Origin of the sequence: Reinekea blandensis MED297 (genome assembly GCF_000153185.1) — a bacterium.
Taxonomy (GTDB): domain Bacteria; phylum Pseudomonadota; class Gammaproteobacteria; order Pseudomonadales; family Natronospirillaceae; genus Reinekea; species Reinekea blandensis.
Window position 1 is genome coordinate 591,150 of sequence record NZ_CH724153.1, and the last position, 16,999, is coordinate 608,148.

Annotated in this window: 14 protein-coding genes; 5 read left to right on the forward strand and 9 right to left on the reverse strand. The window is 50.8% G+C overall.

From position 1 onward, the window contains the following. Window positions 1–22: 22 nt before the first annotated feature. From MED297_RS17470 to MED297_RS17480, 3 genes are read left to right on the forward strand one after another with little or no spacing between them, the layout of a single operon-like run. Complete coding sequence (locus tag MED297_RS17470; protein ID WP_008047270.1) at window positions 23–565, forward strand: GNAT family N-acetyltransferase; 543 nt, start codon at window positions 23–25, stop codon at window positions 563–565. 49 nt (window positions 566–614) lie between these two features. Further along, a complete protein-coding gene (locus MED297_RS17475) occupies window positions 615–1,022 on the forward strand; it encodes an HIT family protein (RefSeq protein ID WP_008047271.1) in 408 nt (135 codons plus the stop codon). Window positions 1,023–1,080: 58 nt separating this feature from the next. Beyond that, a complete protein-coding gene (locus tag MED297_RS17480) occupies window positions 1,081–1,605 on the forward strand; it encodes a GrpB family protein (protein ID WP_008047272.1) in 525 nt (174 codons plus the stop codon). Between the two features lie 107 nt (window positions 1,606–1,712). Here MED297_RS17480 and MED297_RS17485 read toward each other — a convergent pair whose 3' ends face one another. From MED297_RS17485 to MED297_RS17500, 4 genes are all read right to left on the reverse strand, one after another. Then, complete coding sequence (locus MED297_RS17485; protein ID WP_008047273.1) at window positions 1,713–2,048, reverse strand: zinc ribbon domain-containing protein YjdM; 336 nt, start codon at window positions 2,046–2,048, stop codon at window positions 1,713–1,715. Window positions 2,049–2,308: 260 nt separating this feature from the next. Next, complete coding sequence (locus tag MED297_RS17490) at window positions 2,309–4,120, reverse strand: bifunctional metallophosphatase/5'-nucleotidase (RefSeq protein WP_008047274.1); 1,812 nt, start codon at window positions 4,118–4,120, stop codon at window positions 2,309–2,311. A gap of 70 nt (window positions 4,121–4,190) precedes the next feature. Then, window positions 4,191–6,785: an ExeM/NucH family extracellular endonuclease gene (locus MED297_RS17495; RefSeq protein WP_040557494.1), complete on the reverse strand. Its 2,595-nt coding sequence runs from the start codon at window positions 6,783–6,785 to the stop codon at window positions 4,191–4,193. Between the two features lie 582 nt (window positions 6,786–7,367). Continuing rightward, complete coding sequence (locus MED297_RS17500; RefSeq protein ID WP_008047278.1) at window positions 7,368–9,260, reverse strand: M20/M25/M40 family metallo-hydrolase; 1,893 nt, start codon at window positions 9,258–9,260, stop codon at window positions 7,368–7,370. A 459-nt stretch (window positions 9,261–9,719) separates the two neighbouring features. Between MED297_RS17500 and MED297_RS17505 the strand changes: the two genes are divergently transcribed. Then, the gene (locus tag MED297_RS17505; protein WP_040557495.1) at window positions 9,720–10,142 is read left to right on the forward strand and encodes a hypothetical protein; all 423 of its coding nucleotides are present in this window, start codon (window positions 9,720–9,722) and stop codon (window positions 10,140–10,142) included. A 44-nt stretch (window positions 10,143–10,186) separates the two neighbouring features. Here MED297_RS17505 and MED297_RS17510 read toward each other — a convergent pair whose 3' ends face one another. Next, window positions 10,187–11,827: an ethylbenzene dehydrogenase-related protein gene (locus tag MED297_RS17510; protein WP_008047287.1), complete on the reverse strand. Its 1,641-nt coding sequence runs from the start codon at window positions 11,825–11,827 to the stop codon at window positions 10,187–10,189. A gap of 69 nt (window positions 11,828–11,896) precedes the next feature. On the opposite strand from MED297_RS17510, the gene MED297_RS17515 reads away from it, so the two are divergent. After that, window positions 11,897–13,552: an ExeM/NucH family extracellular endonuclease gene (locus tag MED297_RS17515; protein ID WP_008047289.1), complete on the forward strand. Its 1,656-nt coding sequence runs from the start codon at window positions 11,897–11,899 to the stop codon at window positions 13,550–13,552. Window positions 13,553–13,612: 60 nt separating this feature from the next. On the opposite strand, the gene MED297_RS17520 is transcribed toward MED297_RS17515, so the two are convergent. Genes MED297_RS17520 through MED297_RS17535 form a run of 4 tightly spaced genes read right to left on the reverse strand, consistent with a single transcriptional unit; the run spans window position 13,613 to window position 16,932 of the window. Next, window positions 13,613–13,990 (reverse strand): hypothetical protein, encoded by a 378-nt coding sequence (locus tag MED297_RS17520; RefSeq protein WP_008047291.1) that lies wholly within the window; start codon window positions 13,988–13,990, stop codon window positions 13,613–13,615. A gap of 13 nt (window positions 13,991–14,003) precedes the next feature. Continuing rightward, complete coding sequence (locus MED297_RS17525; protein ID WP_008047293.1) at window positions 14,004–14,957, reverse strand: sigma-54 interaction domain-containing protein; 954 nt, start codon at window positions 14,955–14,957, stop codon at window positions 14,004–14,006. After that, window positions 14,954–16,555, reverse strand: coding sequence for a SulP family inorganic anion transporter (locus tag MED297_RS17530; RefSeq protein WP_008047295.1), 1,602 nt, complete (start codon window positions 16,553–16,555; stop codon window positions 14,954–14,956). The genes MED297_RS17525 and MED297_RS17530 overlap by 4 nt, the downstream gene beginning before the upstream one ends. 5 nt (window positions 16,556–16,560) lie before the next feature. Then, complete coding sequence (locus tag MED297_RS17535) at window positions 16,561–16,932, reverse strand: protein tyrosine phosphatase family protein (protein WP_008047297.1); 372 nt, start codon at window positions 16,930–16,932, stop codon at window positions 16,561–16,563. Between the last annotated feature and the right edge of the window lie 67 nt (window positions 16,933–16,999).

A 16,999-nucleotide genomic window follows, 5' to 3' on the forward strand; every position in this document is an offset into this window, starting at 1 on the left:
GTGCCCTTAAGGAAATGATTGAATGAACATTGAAACATCACGACTGTGGTTGCGCGATTTTTCTGAAAGTGATGCCGATGCCTATTGTCGGTTAACCCGTGATGCTGTCTATCAGCGGTTTTACAGCGAAGAGGATTGTTCAGATGACAAATCCCGTCGCTTGGCCGCCTTGTTTGCTGCTCAGGCGCAAGACCTAGATCGTCAGAAGTTTCAGTTGGCGATTGTGCTGAAGGAGACCGGCGAGTTCATTGGCACGGCGGGGCTGCGAGTCGAACCCGATAGCCAAGCCTCCGTTGGCTGTGGTGTGGAGGTTCGATACCAGGGGGCCGGGTTTGCGGAAGAGGCGATGTCTGCCTTGCTGGATATCGGGTTCAGTATGTTCAACCTCCACCGGGTATATGCCGAAACTATTGCCGAAAATCGTGCCGCGATTCAGCTTTGTGAACGACTGGGGTTTCGTCAGGAAGGCCTCTTCGTGGAAAATCGATGGTTTAAAGACCGCTGGTGGAGCACCGCGATTTTGGCCATTCTTAAATCGGAATGGGATCAACGTAAGGCCGACTAACTAGCCAAGTTAAGCCAGCGCCCGCTGCCAAAAACATTTGGAGAACGATATGGAAAGTACCACCACAGTCGAAAAGATTGTCCGGCGGGAACTGCCGGCCGCGATTGTGTATGAGTCTGATCACGTGATTGCCTTTGCCGACCATGACCCGATTAATTTCGGACATCTGTTAATTGCCCCGGTCAAACCCTATAAAACCTTTTTAGACCTTCCGGAAGCGGTGTTTCTTGAAATACATGAGGTCGCTCGGGATCTGTATCGACGGCTTGAGGCCAAGTATCAACCAGATGGCATTGGGTTCATGCAAAACAATGGTACCTACCCAGACTTTAATGCACTCGATCACTATCATTTGCACATCTTTCCCCGGTTTAAAGGCGATCAGTTCGGCTGGAAAACCAGTGAGTTGGGTCTCCAGTCGGTTGAGGCTCTGCAAGCTTCTTTGACCGATCTCTGAGTGGTCTTGCCTTAGGGCGTCATGCGTTTTCATTGCCGAATACAAAAGGACGGATTAGGTGAGTATTGGATTGCAACGAGGCCGAGTTTTGCTGGCGAGTTACTCAACAAAATGGCCAAAAGCCTACGAGCAAGAACGACTGCGACTGTTAAATGTCGCAGGCGATGTCATAACGAGAATTGAACACATTGGTAGTACGTCCGTTCCCGGTATTCAGGCCAAACCGATTATTGATATCGGTCTGGAGGTCGATTCTCTAGAAGCTCTTGAGACACTTGCTAAGCGCTTACCGCCCGATGTTTACCAATACTTTGGCGAGCGGGATATCTCCGGAGATTTCTTTTTTACCAAAGGTTCTCAAGAATGTCGTACGCACTATATTCATGTTTCATTAGTTGAAAGCGACCGGCTCGAGCGTTATCTGATTTTTCGAAATGCCCTAAGACATGATTCTTTATTGGCTCGTCAGTATGACCAACTCAAACAACGACTCGTGTTGGAGTTTCCGAATGATCGGAAAACCTACAGTAAGCAGAAGGGTGAATGGATAGAAGAGGTTATTAGGACTCAGCGCCCACGATGATTAATCATCGTGAGCTTGTTGAATGAAGGATAACAACAGGGTGTTGTTCGGTCGTTCAAGGCTAACCAAAAAAAAGCATTGTCGTCCCATAGATTAACTGGGTCGGTTTAAACCTTTTTCACAAACTCGGACTTCAAACCCATCGCACCTATGCCCGGAATCTTACAGTCGATATCGTGATCTCCCTCGACCAGACGAATGTTTTTGACCTTGGTCCCAACCTTTACCACCGAAGACGAGCCTTTGATTTTCAGGTCTTTGATGACCGTCACCGTATCACCATCGGCCAGTGGGTTGCCGTTGGCATCTTTAATGACCAGGGCGTCTTCAGCGTCTGCACTCGCATCCTGTGACCACTCGTGAGCACATTCCGGGCAAACATACAGGTTGCCGTCTTCGTAGGTGTATTCTGATTCACATTTAGGACAGTGCGGAAGGGCCATAACAATACCTTAAGAAAAGTAGGGAAATTTGATGGCGCAAAGTTTGACCGCTGAGCTTAAAAAATCAAGCTTAATTATTTATACCGTTATCTGCCTTGTTGGCCAGGACATTATCATTTCTGAACTAAGGTGGTTGTTTTGGGCGCAGTTTCCTGTAGTCAGCTGGCGCGGAAAGCTGAAGTTAGACTGTCCAAGTTACCCAGCGTCGACACTAGATTGCACAATCGGAGCAGGTGGGGTAGGCCCCTCCTGCCTATGGATTAAAGCCCTTTTATAGACTGTACCGGTCGGTTAGCCGGAGCCATTGGCTTCAGCGTACCCTGGTTACGAGCAAAGTCGACAAAAGCCTGTGTGTAGTAAATGTAGGTATCCTGATACCGACCATCTCGGACCACTTTACCAAAGGTTTCGTAACCGTCTCGTCCGAGTGCTATGTAATTGTTGGTTGCAATGCGATACGTTTCCCTTGGATCGATGTCCTGCCAGGTGTTCGTGAACTGGGGGTTGATCTGAAGATTACTTAAACGCTGCCCTCGTGGTTGGCTCATATCGAGATCCCAGCGTAATCCGGCGGCATACGGAAACCCACCCGTGGTTCCGTTCTCATCAACCGAGTAGGCAACCGCTTCTTCAAGAACCGACTTGATTTCTTCGCCGGTCATCGACAGCTCAATAATCAGGTTGTTGAATGGCAACAGGTTTTGAGCATGCCCTACAGTCAACTCGCCCATACTGATGTCGGTCCGTACGCCTCCGGCATTTTGTATAGCAGCGTCACTGGTCTTTACTGCTTTCATAAAGGCTTCGGCAACAAGTGGTGTAATGACAGAACCGTGTTGGCGAGTCTCTGCGGCGCTGCAAATTTTAGAACGCCCTTCACCCGGGATCCGTTCCAGGCAAAGGTTATCCTGCACGGTCGCGATCACACGACTTTCGATGCGTTCGATCTGACTGTTGAAATGGGCAATCATGTTCTTCGTTTGTTCCTGTTCAGAAACTGGAATTAACCGTGATTTCGATTGCAGGCTTTTAACAACCATGGCTTGTTGGAAATCTGAAATTGGCGAGAACTCACCATTGCTGCCTGCAATTTCATGGGGTGCATCGACCAAGACATGTAAGGTTCCCTGGCAGTTACTCACCACCCCAAGATTGTCCCAGTTGACGTGTAACTCACCCACCGCTGAGTAGTGGTTCCAGGCGTAAGCGATACAAACAGGGTTGCCATCGGCGTCTTGTGTTTTAGTTGGGTAACTTAATGAGCTGGTTTCAGAGATTTCAGTCCAGTTCCCCATCAGTGTATGGCTGCCAGCGCCCAGAATAATGTCGACACCCTTAAGTGCTGATGCCAGATCCAAGTCACGTTCAAACCCTAGCTGCGAAAGAACAACGATCTTATTCACGTCTGACTTGTGTAATTGATTGATGAGCTTTTGTGCGGTTTTAACTTCATCGTGAAACCGTGTGGACTCTAATGGTGAAGACGAGTTTTGAGTTTTTTCCGAAGGGTTAATGCTAAGGATGCCTACGGCCTCATCCTCAACCATTTTCAGGATAACCGGAATGACCGTGTCGTCTTTTTGAATGCGAGCAAGTGGTGAGTCACCCGCCTTAAACTCGATGTTACTGCCAAGGTAAGTAGTGACACAGGGGCCTCGATCAACCCCGTTTAAAAACTCTTTAAGTGCAGGTTCGCCTGCGTTGAAATCATGACTACCAATACCAATGGCATCGTAACAGGCGAGTTTGGTGACTTCGGCATCGGCTTTCCCTTCGAACAGGGTGTAATAGCTGTTCCCTGTAATGGCATTGCCGGAATGAAACCTGAGTGTGTGTTCATTTTGTTCGCTGAGGGTTTCCAAAGCCTGGATGGTTCGCGCTGCTCCACCGACATTGGCGAGATACCGATTGCCGGCGACCGTCAGCTCCATTTCTTTGGCATTGATGTTCGACAGACTGTCTCCAACGTGAAGCAACGTCACTGATAGGGGTTTCGTTGTCTCCGGGGCAGGGTGGCAGGCAGTCAATAGAGCGCTGGTGAGCAGCGTGCTGAAGATCAGTTGTTTGTTCATGGAGATGTCTCTGGTACTGAATAATACGAAAGAAAAAGGAGCACCGAAGACTGGTGCTCCATGGTTTAGCTTAAGCGGTTACACGGGTTTTCCGGTAAATCGCCAGCAAAGGTAAGAGCAAGAGCATGGGCCAACCAAGTGAGCCGCCTTTCTTGTCATCGTCACCGTCATCACCTCCTGTGTCCGGTACTGACGTGGTCTTCGTTAGCAGGAAACTGGCAATGATTGGATCATGGTCAGATGAGTAATACGGATCAACGCTTGCATAGGTATCGTTGTCATCGTAGGGGTCCAAATCTGTATCGTAGTCAAAGGCATTTGCTTCCAATGAATTGATGTGCCAAGCATCAATGCTGAGCAGATCTGACGTCATCGCGTTACTGCCAAGTATGTAATCCAGGCTTCCAAGAAAGCCGCCATAGCTGTAGCTAAACGGGTGTGCTTCTGTCGCTTTGTTTGTAGCCTTCAGGTTTACCATGCCTTTAGACTCAAACATTTGAATGGGCGTTTCTTTGGAGTAGGCGTTCATATCACCCATCACGACCAGTCGATTGGAGCCTGAATTTGTCGGGTCGTTACTCAGGAACGCCATAAGACCCTGAACGGCACGTTCCCGAGTTTTGTTGCAGTTGCCGGCACCGTCGTCCAGGTTCGGATCATTTAAGGCATCGCAGCTACTGCCTTTGGATTTTAAGTGGTTGATCGATGCGGTGAACACGCGATCTGTGTTCTTGTGTGTGAAACTTTGAATCAGAGAAGGGCGGTTTTTAGAATCCAAAAACAATGCATTGCCGTCTTCATCAGTCGGGGAGTTGGATGAATCCAATATGACCGCATCGCCTTTGGCCGTTAGCACGGATGGGCGATACAGCAGTCCAACGGCAATGGCATCGGTACCGATTTTACCGCTGTCTGTTTCAGGGTTCACGAACACATACTGTTGATCGGTTGGCATTTCAGCATTCAATGCCGTCAGCAGGGCCTGGATTGAGCTCAGCTCACCAAAACCGTCATTTTCGATCTCCATCAGCCCGATCAGGTCAGCGTCCATAGCTTTAAGCGCTTCGACAATCTTACCCCGCTGGATGAGATAGTCATCCTCAGAGTAAGCGCCACGATATCCATATTTGTCGGCTTCAGTGTCGTCAGCCGGGAAGAAGGTTTCACCCCCATTTACTTCGGGATCTTCAACTCCGTTGAACAGGTTTAAGACGTTCATGCTGGCAATCACCAGGTTGCCACTGCGATCGACCGTAGGTTCAAGCGTTCGGTCATTGCCTGCAGAATCAAAAATCGGTTCCACTGATGGAATCAACGCGTAGGGTAAGCTGGTGCTGCTGCTTGAATAACCGTGTATCGCACCATTCAGGTTTGAAAGGTCGTAGCCAACACGGAAATAGTTACTATTGCTGAAGCCTGTCGCATTAGGAAACGGAATGGACTCCGGGTTGCGCCAGCTGGAGCCGTCATCGATCAGAATGCTGTCAAGGATGCGTGCTTCGACGGCCGCATTATAGGACGCCTCTGAAGGTTCAGTGACGGCTGTCGGCTGGTAGTGGAGATTTGAGGACGCGACAAACTGTCCGTACTTCAGCCATCCGTAACCATTACCAAAGAAGTCACTGACGACCATCGTCTGAGTAATGCTTGCTGCCATACCTTCTACGGCTTCAAGTTGATCCAACGATGTGAGAGGGAAGGTAAGTTGAGCTGGGGTCGGTAGCGCAACGGAGTCTGCACAAACCGCAAGCTCTTGTATGTCACTTAACTGGGTAATATTGCCGTACTCTGAGACTTGGCCGACAATACGAATCTGTGAACCAGCCGCCAGGTTGTTGTCCGTCACCGTGGTGTTGTAGGAGCCACCTAAATAGACAAAAATCCCTTCGGATGTTGCTGCGTTCGAGTCACTATCAAAGTCTTCTTCTTGAATGAAAACACCGCTGTATCCGGATGCGAGCTGATGGATAACCGCTTCAACAACATGATAGTTACCTAACTCAGGAGGGGTTGCTGTCTCTCCCTGAACTTCGGAAATCAGTGTGCTTTCATCACCACACACCCCGATCTCTGGTATGGTCGGGCCTGCTGGGGCTTCACCCCGCACCGGAACTGATGGATTTGTAATTGTGTTGTCGAGCGCGTTCTTTCCTGAAAAAGTCCACTCGCTGATGTCAAAAGTCGCTGAAGGGCCATAGCTCGCCTCTCTGGCGGCCCAACCATCCAGGTACTCCCAGTCGGTGTCGGTGCCATCGACACCTCGTTCGCCAAACAGGTCAACGACTGTTTCGTCATTAACGTTAATCAAGGCATAGCGGTCATCACCGTTGACATTTAAGTTTAAATCCGAGGCATCGGGCGCAAAGCCAAAATAGGTTTCAAATTTTTCGACAGTCCCATTGGACAGCCAATAGTAGGAACCGGCTGTGAGGGACACGCTCGGTAGAGAGATTTTAGTTGTATTGAATTCCGTGTTTGCGTTGGATTCAATGGCAACTTGATAGGCCGATAGATCAGCAATGTTGCTGGTTGCATAAAGCTCAAGTGCTTTAAGGTTGTCAGCGTCGGGTCCGTCGACGACGGCCGTGATCATGGGCTGCGCGTGAACTGCGGTTGTCAGTGCAGCCAGGCAGAGTAGTGGTAACGGTTTTATTCTTTTTTTCATAGTACTTCCTATGTCTGATGGTAATCACGCAGCCATCCATCGGCAGGGATAAATGACCCTGTGATACTAAGTTGACCAATTGGTTAAGAATTGGTCTGCGCCAATGTGCCCAATATTTGAACGGTCGTCAAGGCGATTTCTTTGTTTTTTTTTGACGTTTTTTTGAACATGATTGGTTTCCTTCATAATCGTCAATCAACGGTATCGTTTGTTAACTTTTATTCAGAAAATCAAATTGAGCACTTAAAAATCTTATCCAGGTTTATTTTTGTTTTTAATGGAATTGAGTTAACACTCTAGGAATTTTGACATGAGCTTTGGTGCCAAAATTTGCGTCATGTTGGAGCATTTATTGAGTTGGTTAGGTGAGTCTTGAGTCTTTTTAGTGCGGTAAGCAGACCTGATATTCGATCTGAACCTATCAAGGTTTCTACTGTATCGGCAGGAAAAACTTTTTTGCATCGTGGTCAGTTTGCCACTCAAATGCTTTTGTGATCGTCGTAAACCATTGACGGCTTGAAAGGGAGTTGCCCGCGTCTACGGGCAAGAGGAAAGGCCGGTCTGATCAGACCGGCAAAAGATTTATTGCTGCGGAAGATACTCGACTGTCAGGTCATAGTTGCTGGTTGATGACGAGTAACCACGTACCATGACATAAGCGCTTGTGTCCGATGCCGCTGCCGTCAACTCGCAGCTTTCACTACTGCCGTTTTTATAAGGCCGGCAGTCGTAGCTGCTGGTTGTCGGCGCACTGCCGAAACGAACGTAGAGGTCGGCGTCATTAGTGCCGGTTATTGCGGCTGAGAAATCACTGCCGCCAACAATGCTGAATGGTCCATAGGTGTCTTCCTGATTACGCCCAACACTGTCAGAGAAGGTTTCTGTCGTAGGTGTCGGAGGCGGAGAGCTATCACCGGGGGTGTAGGTCGCATTGATGGTGAAGCTGGATGTGGACTGACTGTATCCGCGTGCCATCAGATACACGTCAGCATCGCTATTGCCGATGGTGACGCTGCATTGTTCAGCAGAACCGTTCTGGTAGGGGCGGCAATCATAGGCACTGGTGGTTGGTTCGGCGCCAACCCTTACGTACAGATCAGCATCGTTCGTTCCGGTCATGGTGATTGATACTGTCGATTGCCCTGCAACAGACAGCGGACCAAAGCGGGCTTCTTCATTGCGGCCGACACTGCCGGTAAAGGTATCCGTAACGTCTTCACCCGGGTCAGGGTCAGGCGGTGTATCGCTCATGTTGCCTTTGGCCAGTTCGGCAACATACGCTGCTGCCAGTTTACCGAATTTTAACGCGTGAAAAGCGTTGTTCCCGCTCTTATCCAGGGTATCACCCGAGGAATGGATGTATGGGTTCGCGCCACTAAAGGTCGCTTCAAAAGGAAAGGTAGCGGCAAAACCCTGGTTGGTCCAGGACGCGTGATCCGAACAGGCATAGCCGCAGGTCGTTCGGCTGACCGACAGGGACGGTTGATAAGTGACAACCAGATCTTCGACGAAATCGTTCTGAGCCGCGTTGGTATAGTCATCAATGATATAGATATCCTGACTGGAGCCCTGATAGTTCGTCATGTCCAGTTGCAGAACGCCAACGACATTTTTACCGCTGTTGCGATAGTCCTGAGCGATGTCTTTCGAACCGCGCAGACCGACCTCTTCGGCGGCGTAGCCGATTAAGGTCAACGTACGGTTGGGTTTGAAATCGGTGGAGGTGATGGCCCGGATCAGTTCGGTCAACGTGGCGATACCGGAGGCGTCGTCATCGGCGCCGGGTGCGCGGGTATTGTTGCTCATGCCTCCACTGATGATGGAATCCAGATGCGCACCCAATACAACGTACTCGTTTGGTGTTGTGCGTCCTTCAATGGTCATGACAACCGAAGATTGGGGCCAGCTGTGGTCGTACAGGGTCACCGTAATGTCATCACGACCAGCGGCTATCGCTGACCACTCATCGCGAAGCCATATCGCGCTGTTTTCACCGTGTGTTGAGGTGTAATAGCGGTTGGTGAAAGCCTGTAAGTCCTCGATGATGCCTCGTATGCCGGGTTCGGTCATGGCTTGTTGCAGGGCATTGACCACTGGGGCGTTATCCAGTGAGTAGCCGGCCACAAGGCTTTCCAGTGTCAGCCCCTGATTCATCAAAATCTGGCTTTGTGCCAACTCATCTTGTGCGCTCATTAAAGAATCATGCGCGATGAACCCGCCACATCGGTTGTGTTCATGGTGCATCATCTCAGAAATGATCGACAGGTGTTTTTCATTCACCTGAATCAGGTTGATGGCCTGGCTATCCTCAGTAAGCAGTGTTGCCGGCAGTGGTGCTTGCTTCTGAATCAAAGCGGGGTAGTGATCTTTCAGGGATTCATAGCCATCAGCTCCCATACTGATCCAGATGTCGTCTGCCTGTGCGGCATGACTCAAGGTCAGGCCGAGCAGTGCGGCTGAAATTGAAACTCTCATTACATTTTTCTCCATTATTATCGTCAGCGAGATAACGCTGCATGGTGGATCGGGTACGTCGACATCACGATCCTGTGATCGGACAAATCCCGGTTAGGGTTATTGCCCGTGTGCTCACGCTAGCGGAAAAAAAGTTTCAGAGAAGTCTTTCGGGGGAAGGTCGGTCGTCGAGGTTTGATTGTTTAGACACGGGTCATATTTTAAGCTCGTGTATCATTTCATATTGAATCATTGCGGTCCCATAGATTAACCGGGCCGTTTTCAGAACTTCTTTCTGGAAACACGTTGTAAACCCACCGAACCGTCGGACCGCCATGGGTGCTCGGTAACAACATCCTTTGTTGTTGACGGTTCCCAAAAAGAAACTCTGAAACGGCCGCTCTTGTGCTACTCAAAGATTGGGCGCGTTATGCGACAGTAGTAGTATTGAATACGTCAGGAAATTAAAGGTTGCTTGCGATGACAAGGTATAAACACACTCAAATAAGCACTCCGATTTTATTGGTCTTAGCCGCAGTGATGGGCACTCTGTTGTGGACTGCACAGACCCCCTTTGAAAACCACGTCTGGATTGCGTTGTTTTTCTTGGTATTGGTGGCGGTGCTTTTTTCATCCTTGACCATCAAGGTTGATGACCAGTCTGTGGTTTGGTACTTCGGTCCTAGGTTCTGGAAAAAGAAAATTGCACTGTCGGACATTAAAGCTGTGGCGGCGGTAGCAACCAAATGGTACTGGGGTTATGGCATTCGGCTGACACCGGAAGGTTGGCTCTATACCGTTTCTGGGCTGTCGGCTGTCAAAGTCGAGTTGCACTCTGGACAGGTTGTTTTGTTAGGTTCAACCGACGTAAACGGATTAATGAACGCGCTGGGGCATTCATGACTGTAACGTGATCATCAACTGCGGTGTGCAGGGTGTGTCCGTCGTTATTCCAGTTTGAGTCTGATCGGTTTTAAATGGTATGAGTGACGTGTCTGAGAGTGGTCGAAGGTGCTCACCCAGAGATACACGTCATCAGTGATCGGTAAATCGAATACTGACTCCGTATTTAACGCCCGTTTTATTTCCATCTGCCAATGGTCATCACGCCAATATGCCACCGCCTGAACATCGCCGCGTCCCTGAGAAAACGGCCCGAGGCTGAGCACCGAAGGAATAATCGTACCTACAGGATAATCATCATCATCGGGGTGGTAAGCGACGGTGTCGTCCCAGTCGAGCCACCAGGCTCCAAAGTCTGATGTGTCCGGATTGCGGTCGAACTGTGCGACCCGTTTCAGTACACTCGGGTCCTTGGGAAGACGAATCGGAACGACAAGATCATCACTGTAGAGCCGCCAGTTCATCACATAGCCGCCACAGTTGGGTTTGGTTTGGTAATCCTGGCCGTCCCAGCGAAGCAGATGTTCGCAGTCATCCCGATCTTTCTGATAGCCACCGGTGTAGCGTTTGTATTCAGAGTCACTCGGAGACGGTGGGCCGAAGTAATTATCATCGGCCTGTTGAATGCTGAGACCGGTGCGTACACTCTTCCAATGCCAGACATCGGCAATGCTCTGGTCGGTTGTGTAATGTAAGCCACGACCGTTTGCAGGGGCAGGTTGATGACTCAGTGGGTGTTGGCCTAACTGAACCGTACCGGCGCCGGCCCATTGATCTGATTCCGACAACATAATGGCCAGCTTATCTTCATAAAAGCGATTTTCATCGGCGGTTCCCAAAGCCGTTTGTACAACTTCCCAGCCTTCGTTGGTTTTAACTAATGGCACATGCACCTGGCTTCGGGTGGCGTCCGGCCAGTTCAGGTAAAAGTAAGCATACTCTTCATCGTGCAGGGCCTTGATCGTGACCGTCGTACCGTCTACGGGTTGCGCATAACCCTGGTAGGTTTTTATGGCGACAGTGTTGGCTGACTGCCAGGCAGGTTCGCGCAGATCACCGTCGAGTTCGATCTGAGATGTCGTTTTCTTCAGCGTTAATACTGGCTGTCTGAGCAGTAACAGAGACGTGGTGCCGACAACGACGATACTCAATGCGATCGGTACCAGTGCGTAATACCAACGAGCATTACGCAGACTGAAAAATCGCAATACGGTTTGCCAGGGCAGTGCGACAAAGGCAAGCACAGTATGGATGAGCAGATATATGACAAACAATAGTGCTGAAATCAGATGCAGTCGTAAAGTCAGGTCCACTGGCAGTATTGAAAACTGGCTTATCAGCTGTAATCCGGTGAGCAGACTAACGAACAGTAACCCCCAAGCCAGATAGTGTGTTGCATTAAACCATTGCATCGTTTTTTTCGGATGCGTCAGCCGAGGCAATCGTTTACGTCGGACGCGTCCAATTGAGTAGAGCAACGTGGCAACACCGAACCCCATTGCTGCATAAAAGTGCCATTGATGGACATTGCCTTGCGGAAGCAGCATAGAAAATCGAATCAGCGCTGGTTCGTTGGCAACGGCAATCCGGAGTCCGGTCAGAAGCAGGGGAATGATGGACAGTACAAATAACAGGTGTCCGAGTCGAACTAACCAGTTTGACGCTTGTTTGTCGGAGACAGACATGGCTACAGCTAATTGGCTAAAACCGCTAGTATAACGTGACCGACGGTGGAAAAACGATGGGCAAGGGAAATGAATCGAAACATCTTGGTTGGCCTGTTCTGCAGCTTATATTCTTTGACCGCATTGGCTGATTGCGGTGACTCAGCGACTTCCATTGAAGCGATTCAAGGACGGGGCATGGCGTCACCCTTGGTTGGTCAGGCGGTGACTGTCGAGGCCACGGTATCGGCAGTGTTTCAAGGGGCGGATAAGCTGGATGGCTTTTTCATTCAACAGGCCGACAGAGATCCATCAGCATCGCATGGCCTGTTTGTTTATTCAGACAGTCGGGTACGGCCGGGAGAACGCGTTCGCCTCCGTGGCCAGGTCAAAGAGTTTTATGGGCTGACAGAGTTAACAAAGGTTCGTTTGCTCGATCGTTGTGGACAGAGCCAGGCTCCTGAAGCGCTTAGCTTACCGATGCAAACGTCGGAAACTCAACGTGAAGCTCTGGAAGCGGTGAAAGTGCAGGTGCCTCGGTTGAGCATTAGTCAGAACCATCAACTGAGCCGGTTCGGGCAACTGCAGCTGGCTCCACGTGTCATAGGTTCGCCTGTTTCTGAACGTTGGCTGGTCGACGATCCGAGTACCTCGGTTTCACCAACGGAAGTTGACTATCTGGCGACTGTTGAAACGCTGGATCAACTGCATTTGGGCAGTGAGCTGGCCCCGCTCGACGCAGTAGTCAGTTACGGTTTCGGAGCGTACCGGTTGATTCCCGTGCAACCGGTGTCAATAACACCAATGGATTTTAGCCTACCCAAAAAAGACGCCAGGGCGCTTCGTTTGGCCGGTTCAAACGTGAACAACCTGTTCAATGGGAATGGCCGTGGCAGCGGGTTCAGGGATGGAAGAGGGCCGGAGAACCAGCGGCAGTATGCGCGTAAACTGAATCGTCTCAGTCAGGCTTTCGTTCGCTTGGACGCTGACGTCATTGCGCTGAATGAAGTCGAAAACGATGGGTTTGGTCAAAACAGTACCTTGATCGACCTGATCGAGTCGCTGAACCATCTCACTGGTGATGATCGTTATCAGGCCGTTACCTTTTCGGATCGTCAAACCGGGACTGATGCTATTCAAAACGCAATGCTGTTTAATGCGCGCACCGTGGTAAAGGTTGGTCAGCCACGCTCCATTACGGAGTTGCCTGAATGGGAAAATCGATGGCACCGACCGTTTATGCTTCAGGAGTTTGAAGCAATCCGCAGTGGTCAGCGCTTTAGCGTTGTAGTGGCGCACCTGAAGTCTAAGGGCAGCCGGTGTCCGGAAGACACCGACCAATCGGTGCAACAAGAAGGGGCCTGTATGGTTAAACGCCTGAATGCTGTTGACCGGCTTCTGGGCTGGCTTTCGATTCCAGAGGATCAGCCGGCCTTTTTGATTGGGGATTTTAATGCCTATGCCAATGAGCGTCCGATTCGAAAGCTTGCGCGAGCTGGTTGGAAGACTCTTGTGGGGACCGCGAATGCCTACAGCTACGTCTATGACGGTCAGCCGGGCGTGCTCGATTACGTGATCGGAAACGCGATGGCTGAGCGTTTGGTTTTGCAATCAGGCTATTGGCCGATTAACAGTGGGCAAGTGGCCGGTGCTACGCAGGTACCGTTTTTGAGCCGGCTAAGGCTGCCGGAGTTTTACGGTTTTTCCGATCATGATCCGGTCTTTATCGATGTATCGTTTCGTTAAACGAGACCGGTTATTTTTAACGAATAGCAGGCGGCCACAGCCGAATCGCCAACGGTCGAGTTAACGAGTGGCGGTAACCACGGCGGTGGCGAGCAGTACCAGCGCTACTGGTGACCAGATATTGCGCTCAATCTTACTTGGCGTGGCCAGATTGCCCAGTAACGACAGCGCCAGCAAACCGGTCACAAACCAGATAAGCGTTACTGACAGATGATAAAAGTCGTGCAGTATGAGTTCGGCCCGGGTCAGTACAATTAAAATAAAAAGCAGCATTATCAGGGCTTGGATGAGAGACAAGGCCCGAGCTTTGGGCGGTAAAACACCCGGATAGCGTCCGCCCATGGCGGCAGTTCCCCAGGGGGCTCCGGCCACCAAGGCGAGTTGAAATGCGGCGACAATCATGGCGGATACAGTAAATAGAATGGCGGATAGCGTCATGACAGGGGGCTCCTCAGATGCCTAACGTTTTCATTTTTCGCCACAGTGTCGCCCGGGAAATACCCAGCGCATCCGCGACCTTTTGCTTATGACCGTTGTGCATCCTGAGTTGTTCCAGAATACGTTCGCGTTCAAGCACTTCGACGGTTTCTTCCCGTTCATCCGGAGGGGCTTCTCCTCTGAGTTCCGGCGGTAAATCGGCAATTTCAATTTTATTTCCTTCGCCGATGGCATGCGCGTACTCAATCACGTTGCGCAGTTCCCGAACATTACCGGGCCAGCGGTATTGCAGCAACGCATCATAGGCGTCTTCAGAGATACGATGGACCCGGCGGTCGTTCTCGCTGTTAAACTCGTCAATAAAATGCCAACAAAGCATTTCGATGTCTCGATCACGTTCGATCAACGGCGGTAAATACAAAGGCACAACCCGTACCCGGTACATCAGGTCTTCTCGGAACTCGCCTTCAGACACGCGCCGACGTATGGATTCATGAGTTGCACTGATCAGTCGGATATCGGTGTGAATGACTTCACTGGATCCCAGGGGCGTAAAGCACTGGTCTTGCAACACACGCAAGAGTCCGGCTTGAATGTCCAACGGCATTTCCGCGATTTCATCCAGGAACAGGGTGCCGCCATCGGTGAGCTGCAGTAAACCGGTACGATCATGGCTGGCGCCGGTAAACGCCCCTTTGCGATGGCCAAACAGTTCCGAGGCCATGAGTTCACGAGACAGCGCAGCGCAGTTGATAGCGCTAAACGTTTTGTTTTCCCGTTTGGATTGCTCGTGTATAAAACGGGCCACCAGTTCTTTACCAGAGCCACTTTCACCACGCACAAGAATGGAGGCGTTGGTTCTTGCCACCCGGGCAGCCTTCTCCATGAAACTGATCATTTTTTTCGACACGGTATAGAGTCCAGAGAAAACCATGGGCTCCAGATTAGGATTCAGTCGATCACTCATGGGGTTTGCTCCCGGCTCAGATGCATATGAAGGGTTTGATCACTCCAGGGTAATCGCACACCCATTGAGTGGGTGAGTTGTTTAAGCTCGGGTGACGGTGACGAAATGTCCAGGCGAATACCGCGATGCTGGCAATGCTCGGCAAAATTTAACAACGCCTGCACGGCGGCGACCCGGGCATGATGGGCATGGCCCAGATCCAGCGTCAGCGTTTTTGTTGACTCGCAAATCAGGGCATCGAGCCGGTCGGGCAATTGCCGGGCGGCTGCAAAATAAAGACTGCCGGAAACCTGAATCAGCAGATGATCGCACTGCTCCGGGGTCTTGACGGGTTCCAGTATTTGGCGTTCATTTACGCGATAGAGATACAGCGAGGTTTGGCTGGCCTGAAACAGAAACATGACAATGCCCAGGGCGGCGCCGAGCAGAATGGCTTCATGAAAATTCAGGATTAGCGTGCTGAACACGGTCACCAGAAACAGGCTTCGGGTGGCTGAATTCACGCGCAGCATTTGGCGGATAGCGGCGGGTTTGAGCATGGACAGCGCCGTCGCGATGAGCAAACCGGCAATAACCGGCTGCGGAATGCTGCGAATGGCATCCGATCCGAACAGGATGATCGGAATAAGCACCAGCGCTGCAATGAATGGAGCCCAGAGTGTGCGTGCGCCCCCGATGTCGAGCAGCACAGATCGCGTTAACGACGTGCTGGCCGGAAAAGCCCCCGTCAGGCTGCCGACCAGATTAGCCAGCCCCTGACTGCCCAGTTCACGACGCAAAAGTGCGGGTTCCTGGCGGTTGCGTAAAGTCACAATGAGTTCGAGAGAACCAATAAATGCGACGGCAAACCCCGGAATAATCAAAGCTTGAATCATACTCCAGCCAGGAAAAGTCTGCGCCAGTTTGGGCCAGCCATCGTTGATGACCGTCGTGTCCCCCAGGGTGATCCATTCTTCGGCCATCGGGGTCAGGTTAAACGCCACCAGGATGATGCTGATAACTAACACCATGAGGGGAACGGGTATCTTTGGTACGTAACGTTTACCGAGGATGACGGACGCTAAGGCGATGGTAGCGAGGAGAAAACTGGAAAAGCTGAACTGAGCCCAGTCAAACTGAAACAGCAGACGTATTTCATCCACCACATTGCGCACATTGGAAAAGGGCGCGCCCAGAAACTCATCCAACTGCATTAAAGCAATAATAATGGCAGCGCCGGTTGCGAAACCCACCATGACGGCTTCGGGTACAAAATCAAAAATCCGCTCGGCCCGCATCAGTACAATAAACAAGCGTGAAAGCCCGGCCAGAAACGCCAGGGTAGCCATGGCGGTTAATAACAGGTCTGGTTGCCCTGCCCAAGGGCTTAAGGAGGTCAGTATGATCAAACCCGTGGTGTTCGTCGGGCCAACTGTGACGCCCGCGCTTTTACCGGCAAGGGCGGCAATCATTCCGGGAATGGCCGCTGTGACCAACCCGTACATGGGCGGCAATCCTGACAGCATGGCGTATGCCAGGCATTGTGGAATGCCGACCAATGCGACGAACAGACCCGCTTGGAGGTCACTGATTTTCGGTAAATAGGGCCCTGCGTTCATTCCTGTCAGGCGTTAGTGGCCGCGTTATACAGAATGGAGCTTCGGTTACCTGAGCGACAATAAGCCAGAACGCGACGACCGTCCGCATTCAGCTGCTTGACCGTTGCGACGTAGTCTTCCGTGAAGTTTGGTCCCTGCATGGGCAGGAAGACGAACTCAAGACCCGCTTCGCCAGCGAGCTGCTTCATTTCTTCGGCGCTCGGTTGTCCGGCTTCTTCACCGTCAGGCCGGTTGCACATAATGACTTCAATCCCCTGATTTGCGGCGTTTGCAATGTCATCAGCGTTCAGTTGTGGGGCAACCCAGTAATTTTCTGCGATTTGTGTCCAGTTCATAGCTTTTTCTCCGGATAACAGCGTCTTGATCAGTTGAATCATAAGTAAGTCCCTTGGGGATTAACAGTGTTCTTTGTTCTGCGTCAAACAACCATTAGATTTTCTAATA

What these genes read in the sequence shown, in the direction of transcription:
- MED297_RS17470 (WP_008047270.1), top strand. Translation starts at nt 23, where the DNA reads ATGAACATTGAAACATCACGACTGTGGTTGCGCGATTTTTCTGAAAGT.
- MED297_RS17475 (WP_008047271.1), top strand. Translation starts at nt 615, where the DNA reads ATGGAAAGTACCACCACAGTCGAAAAGATTGTCCGGCGGGAACTGCCG.
- MED297_RS17485 (WP_008047273.1), bottom strand. Translation starts at nt 2,048, where the DNA reads ATGGCCCTTCCGCACTGTCCTAAATGTGAATCAGAATACACCTACGAA.
- MED297_RS17490 (WP_008047274.1), bottom strand. Translation starts at nt 4,120, where the DNA reads ATGAACAAACAACTGATCTTCAGCACGCTGCTCACCAGCGCTCTATTG.
- MED297_RS17495 (WP_040557494.1), bottom strand. Translation starts at nt 6,785, where the DNA reads ATGAAAAAAAGAATAAAACCGTTACCACTACTCTGCCTGGCTGCACTG.
- MED297_RS17500 (WP_008047278.1), bottom strand. Translation starts at nt 9,260, where the DNA reads ATGAGAGTTTCAATTTCAGCCGCACTGCTCGGCCTGACCTTGAGTCAT.
- MED297_RS17505 (WP_040557495.1), top strand. Translation starts at nt 9,720, where the DNA reads ATGACAAGGTATAAACACACTCAAATAAGCACTCCGATTTTATTGGTC.
- MED297_RS17510 (WP_008047287.1), bottom strand. Translation starts at nt 11,827, where the DNA reads ATGTCTGTCTCCGACAAACAAGCGTCAAACTGGTTAGTTCGACTCGGA.
- MED297_RS17515 (WP_008047289.1), top strand. Translation starts at nt 11,897, where the DNA reads ATGAATCGAAACATCTTGGTTGGCCTGTTCTGCAGCTTATATTCTTTG.
- MED297_RS17520 (WP_008047291.1), bottom strand. Translation starts at nt 13,990, where the DNA reads ATGACGCTATCCGCCATTCTATTTACTGTATCCGCCATGATTGTCGCC.
- MED297_RS17525 (WP_008047293.1), bottom strand. Translation starts at nt 14,957, where the DNA reads ATGAGTGATCGACTGAATCCTAATCTGGAGCCCATGGTTTTCTCTGGA.
- MED297_RS17530 (WP_008047295.1), bottom strand. Translation starts at nt 16,555, where the DNA reads ATGAACGCAGGGCCCTATTTACCGAAAATCAGTGACCTCCAAGCGGGT.
- MED297_RS17535 (WP_008047297.1), bottom strand. Translation starts at nt 16,932, where the DNA reads ATGATTCAACTGATCAAGACGCTGTTATCCGGAGAAAAAGCTATGAAC.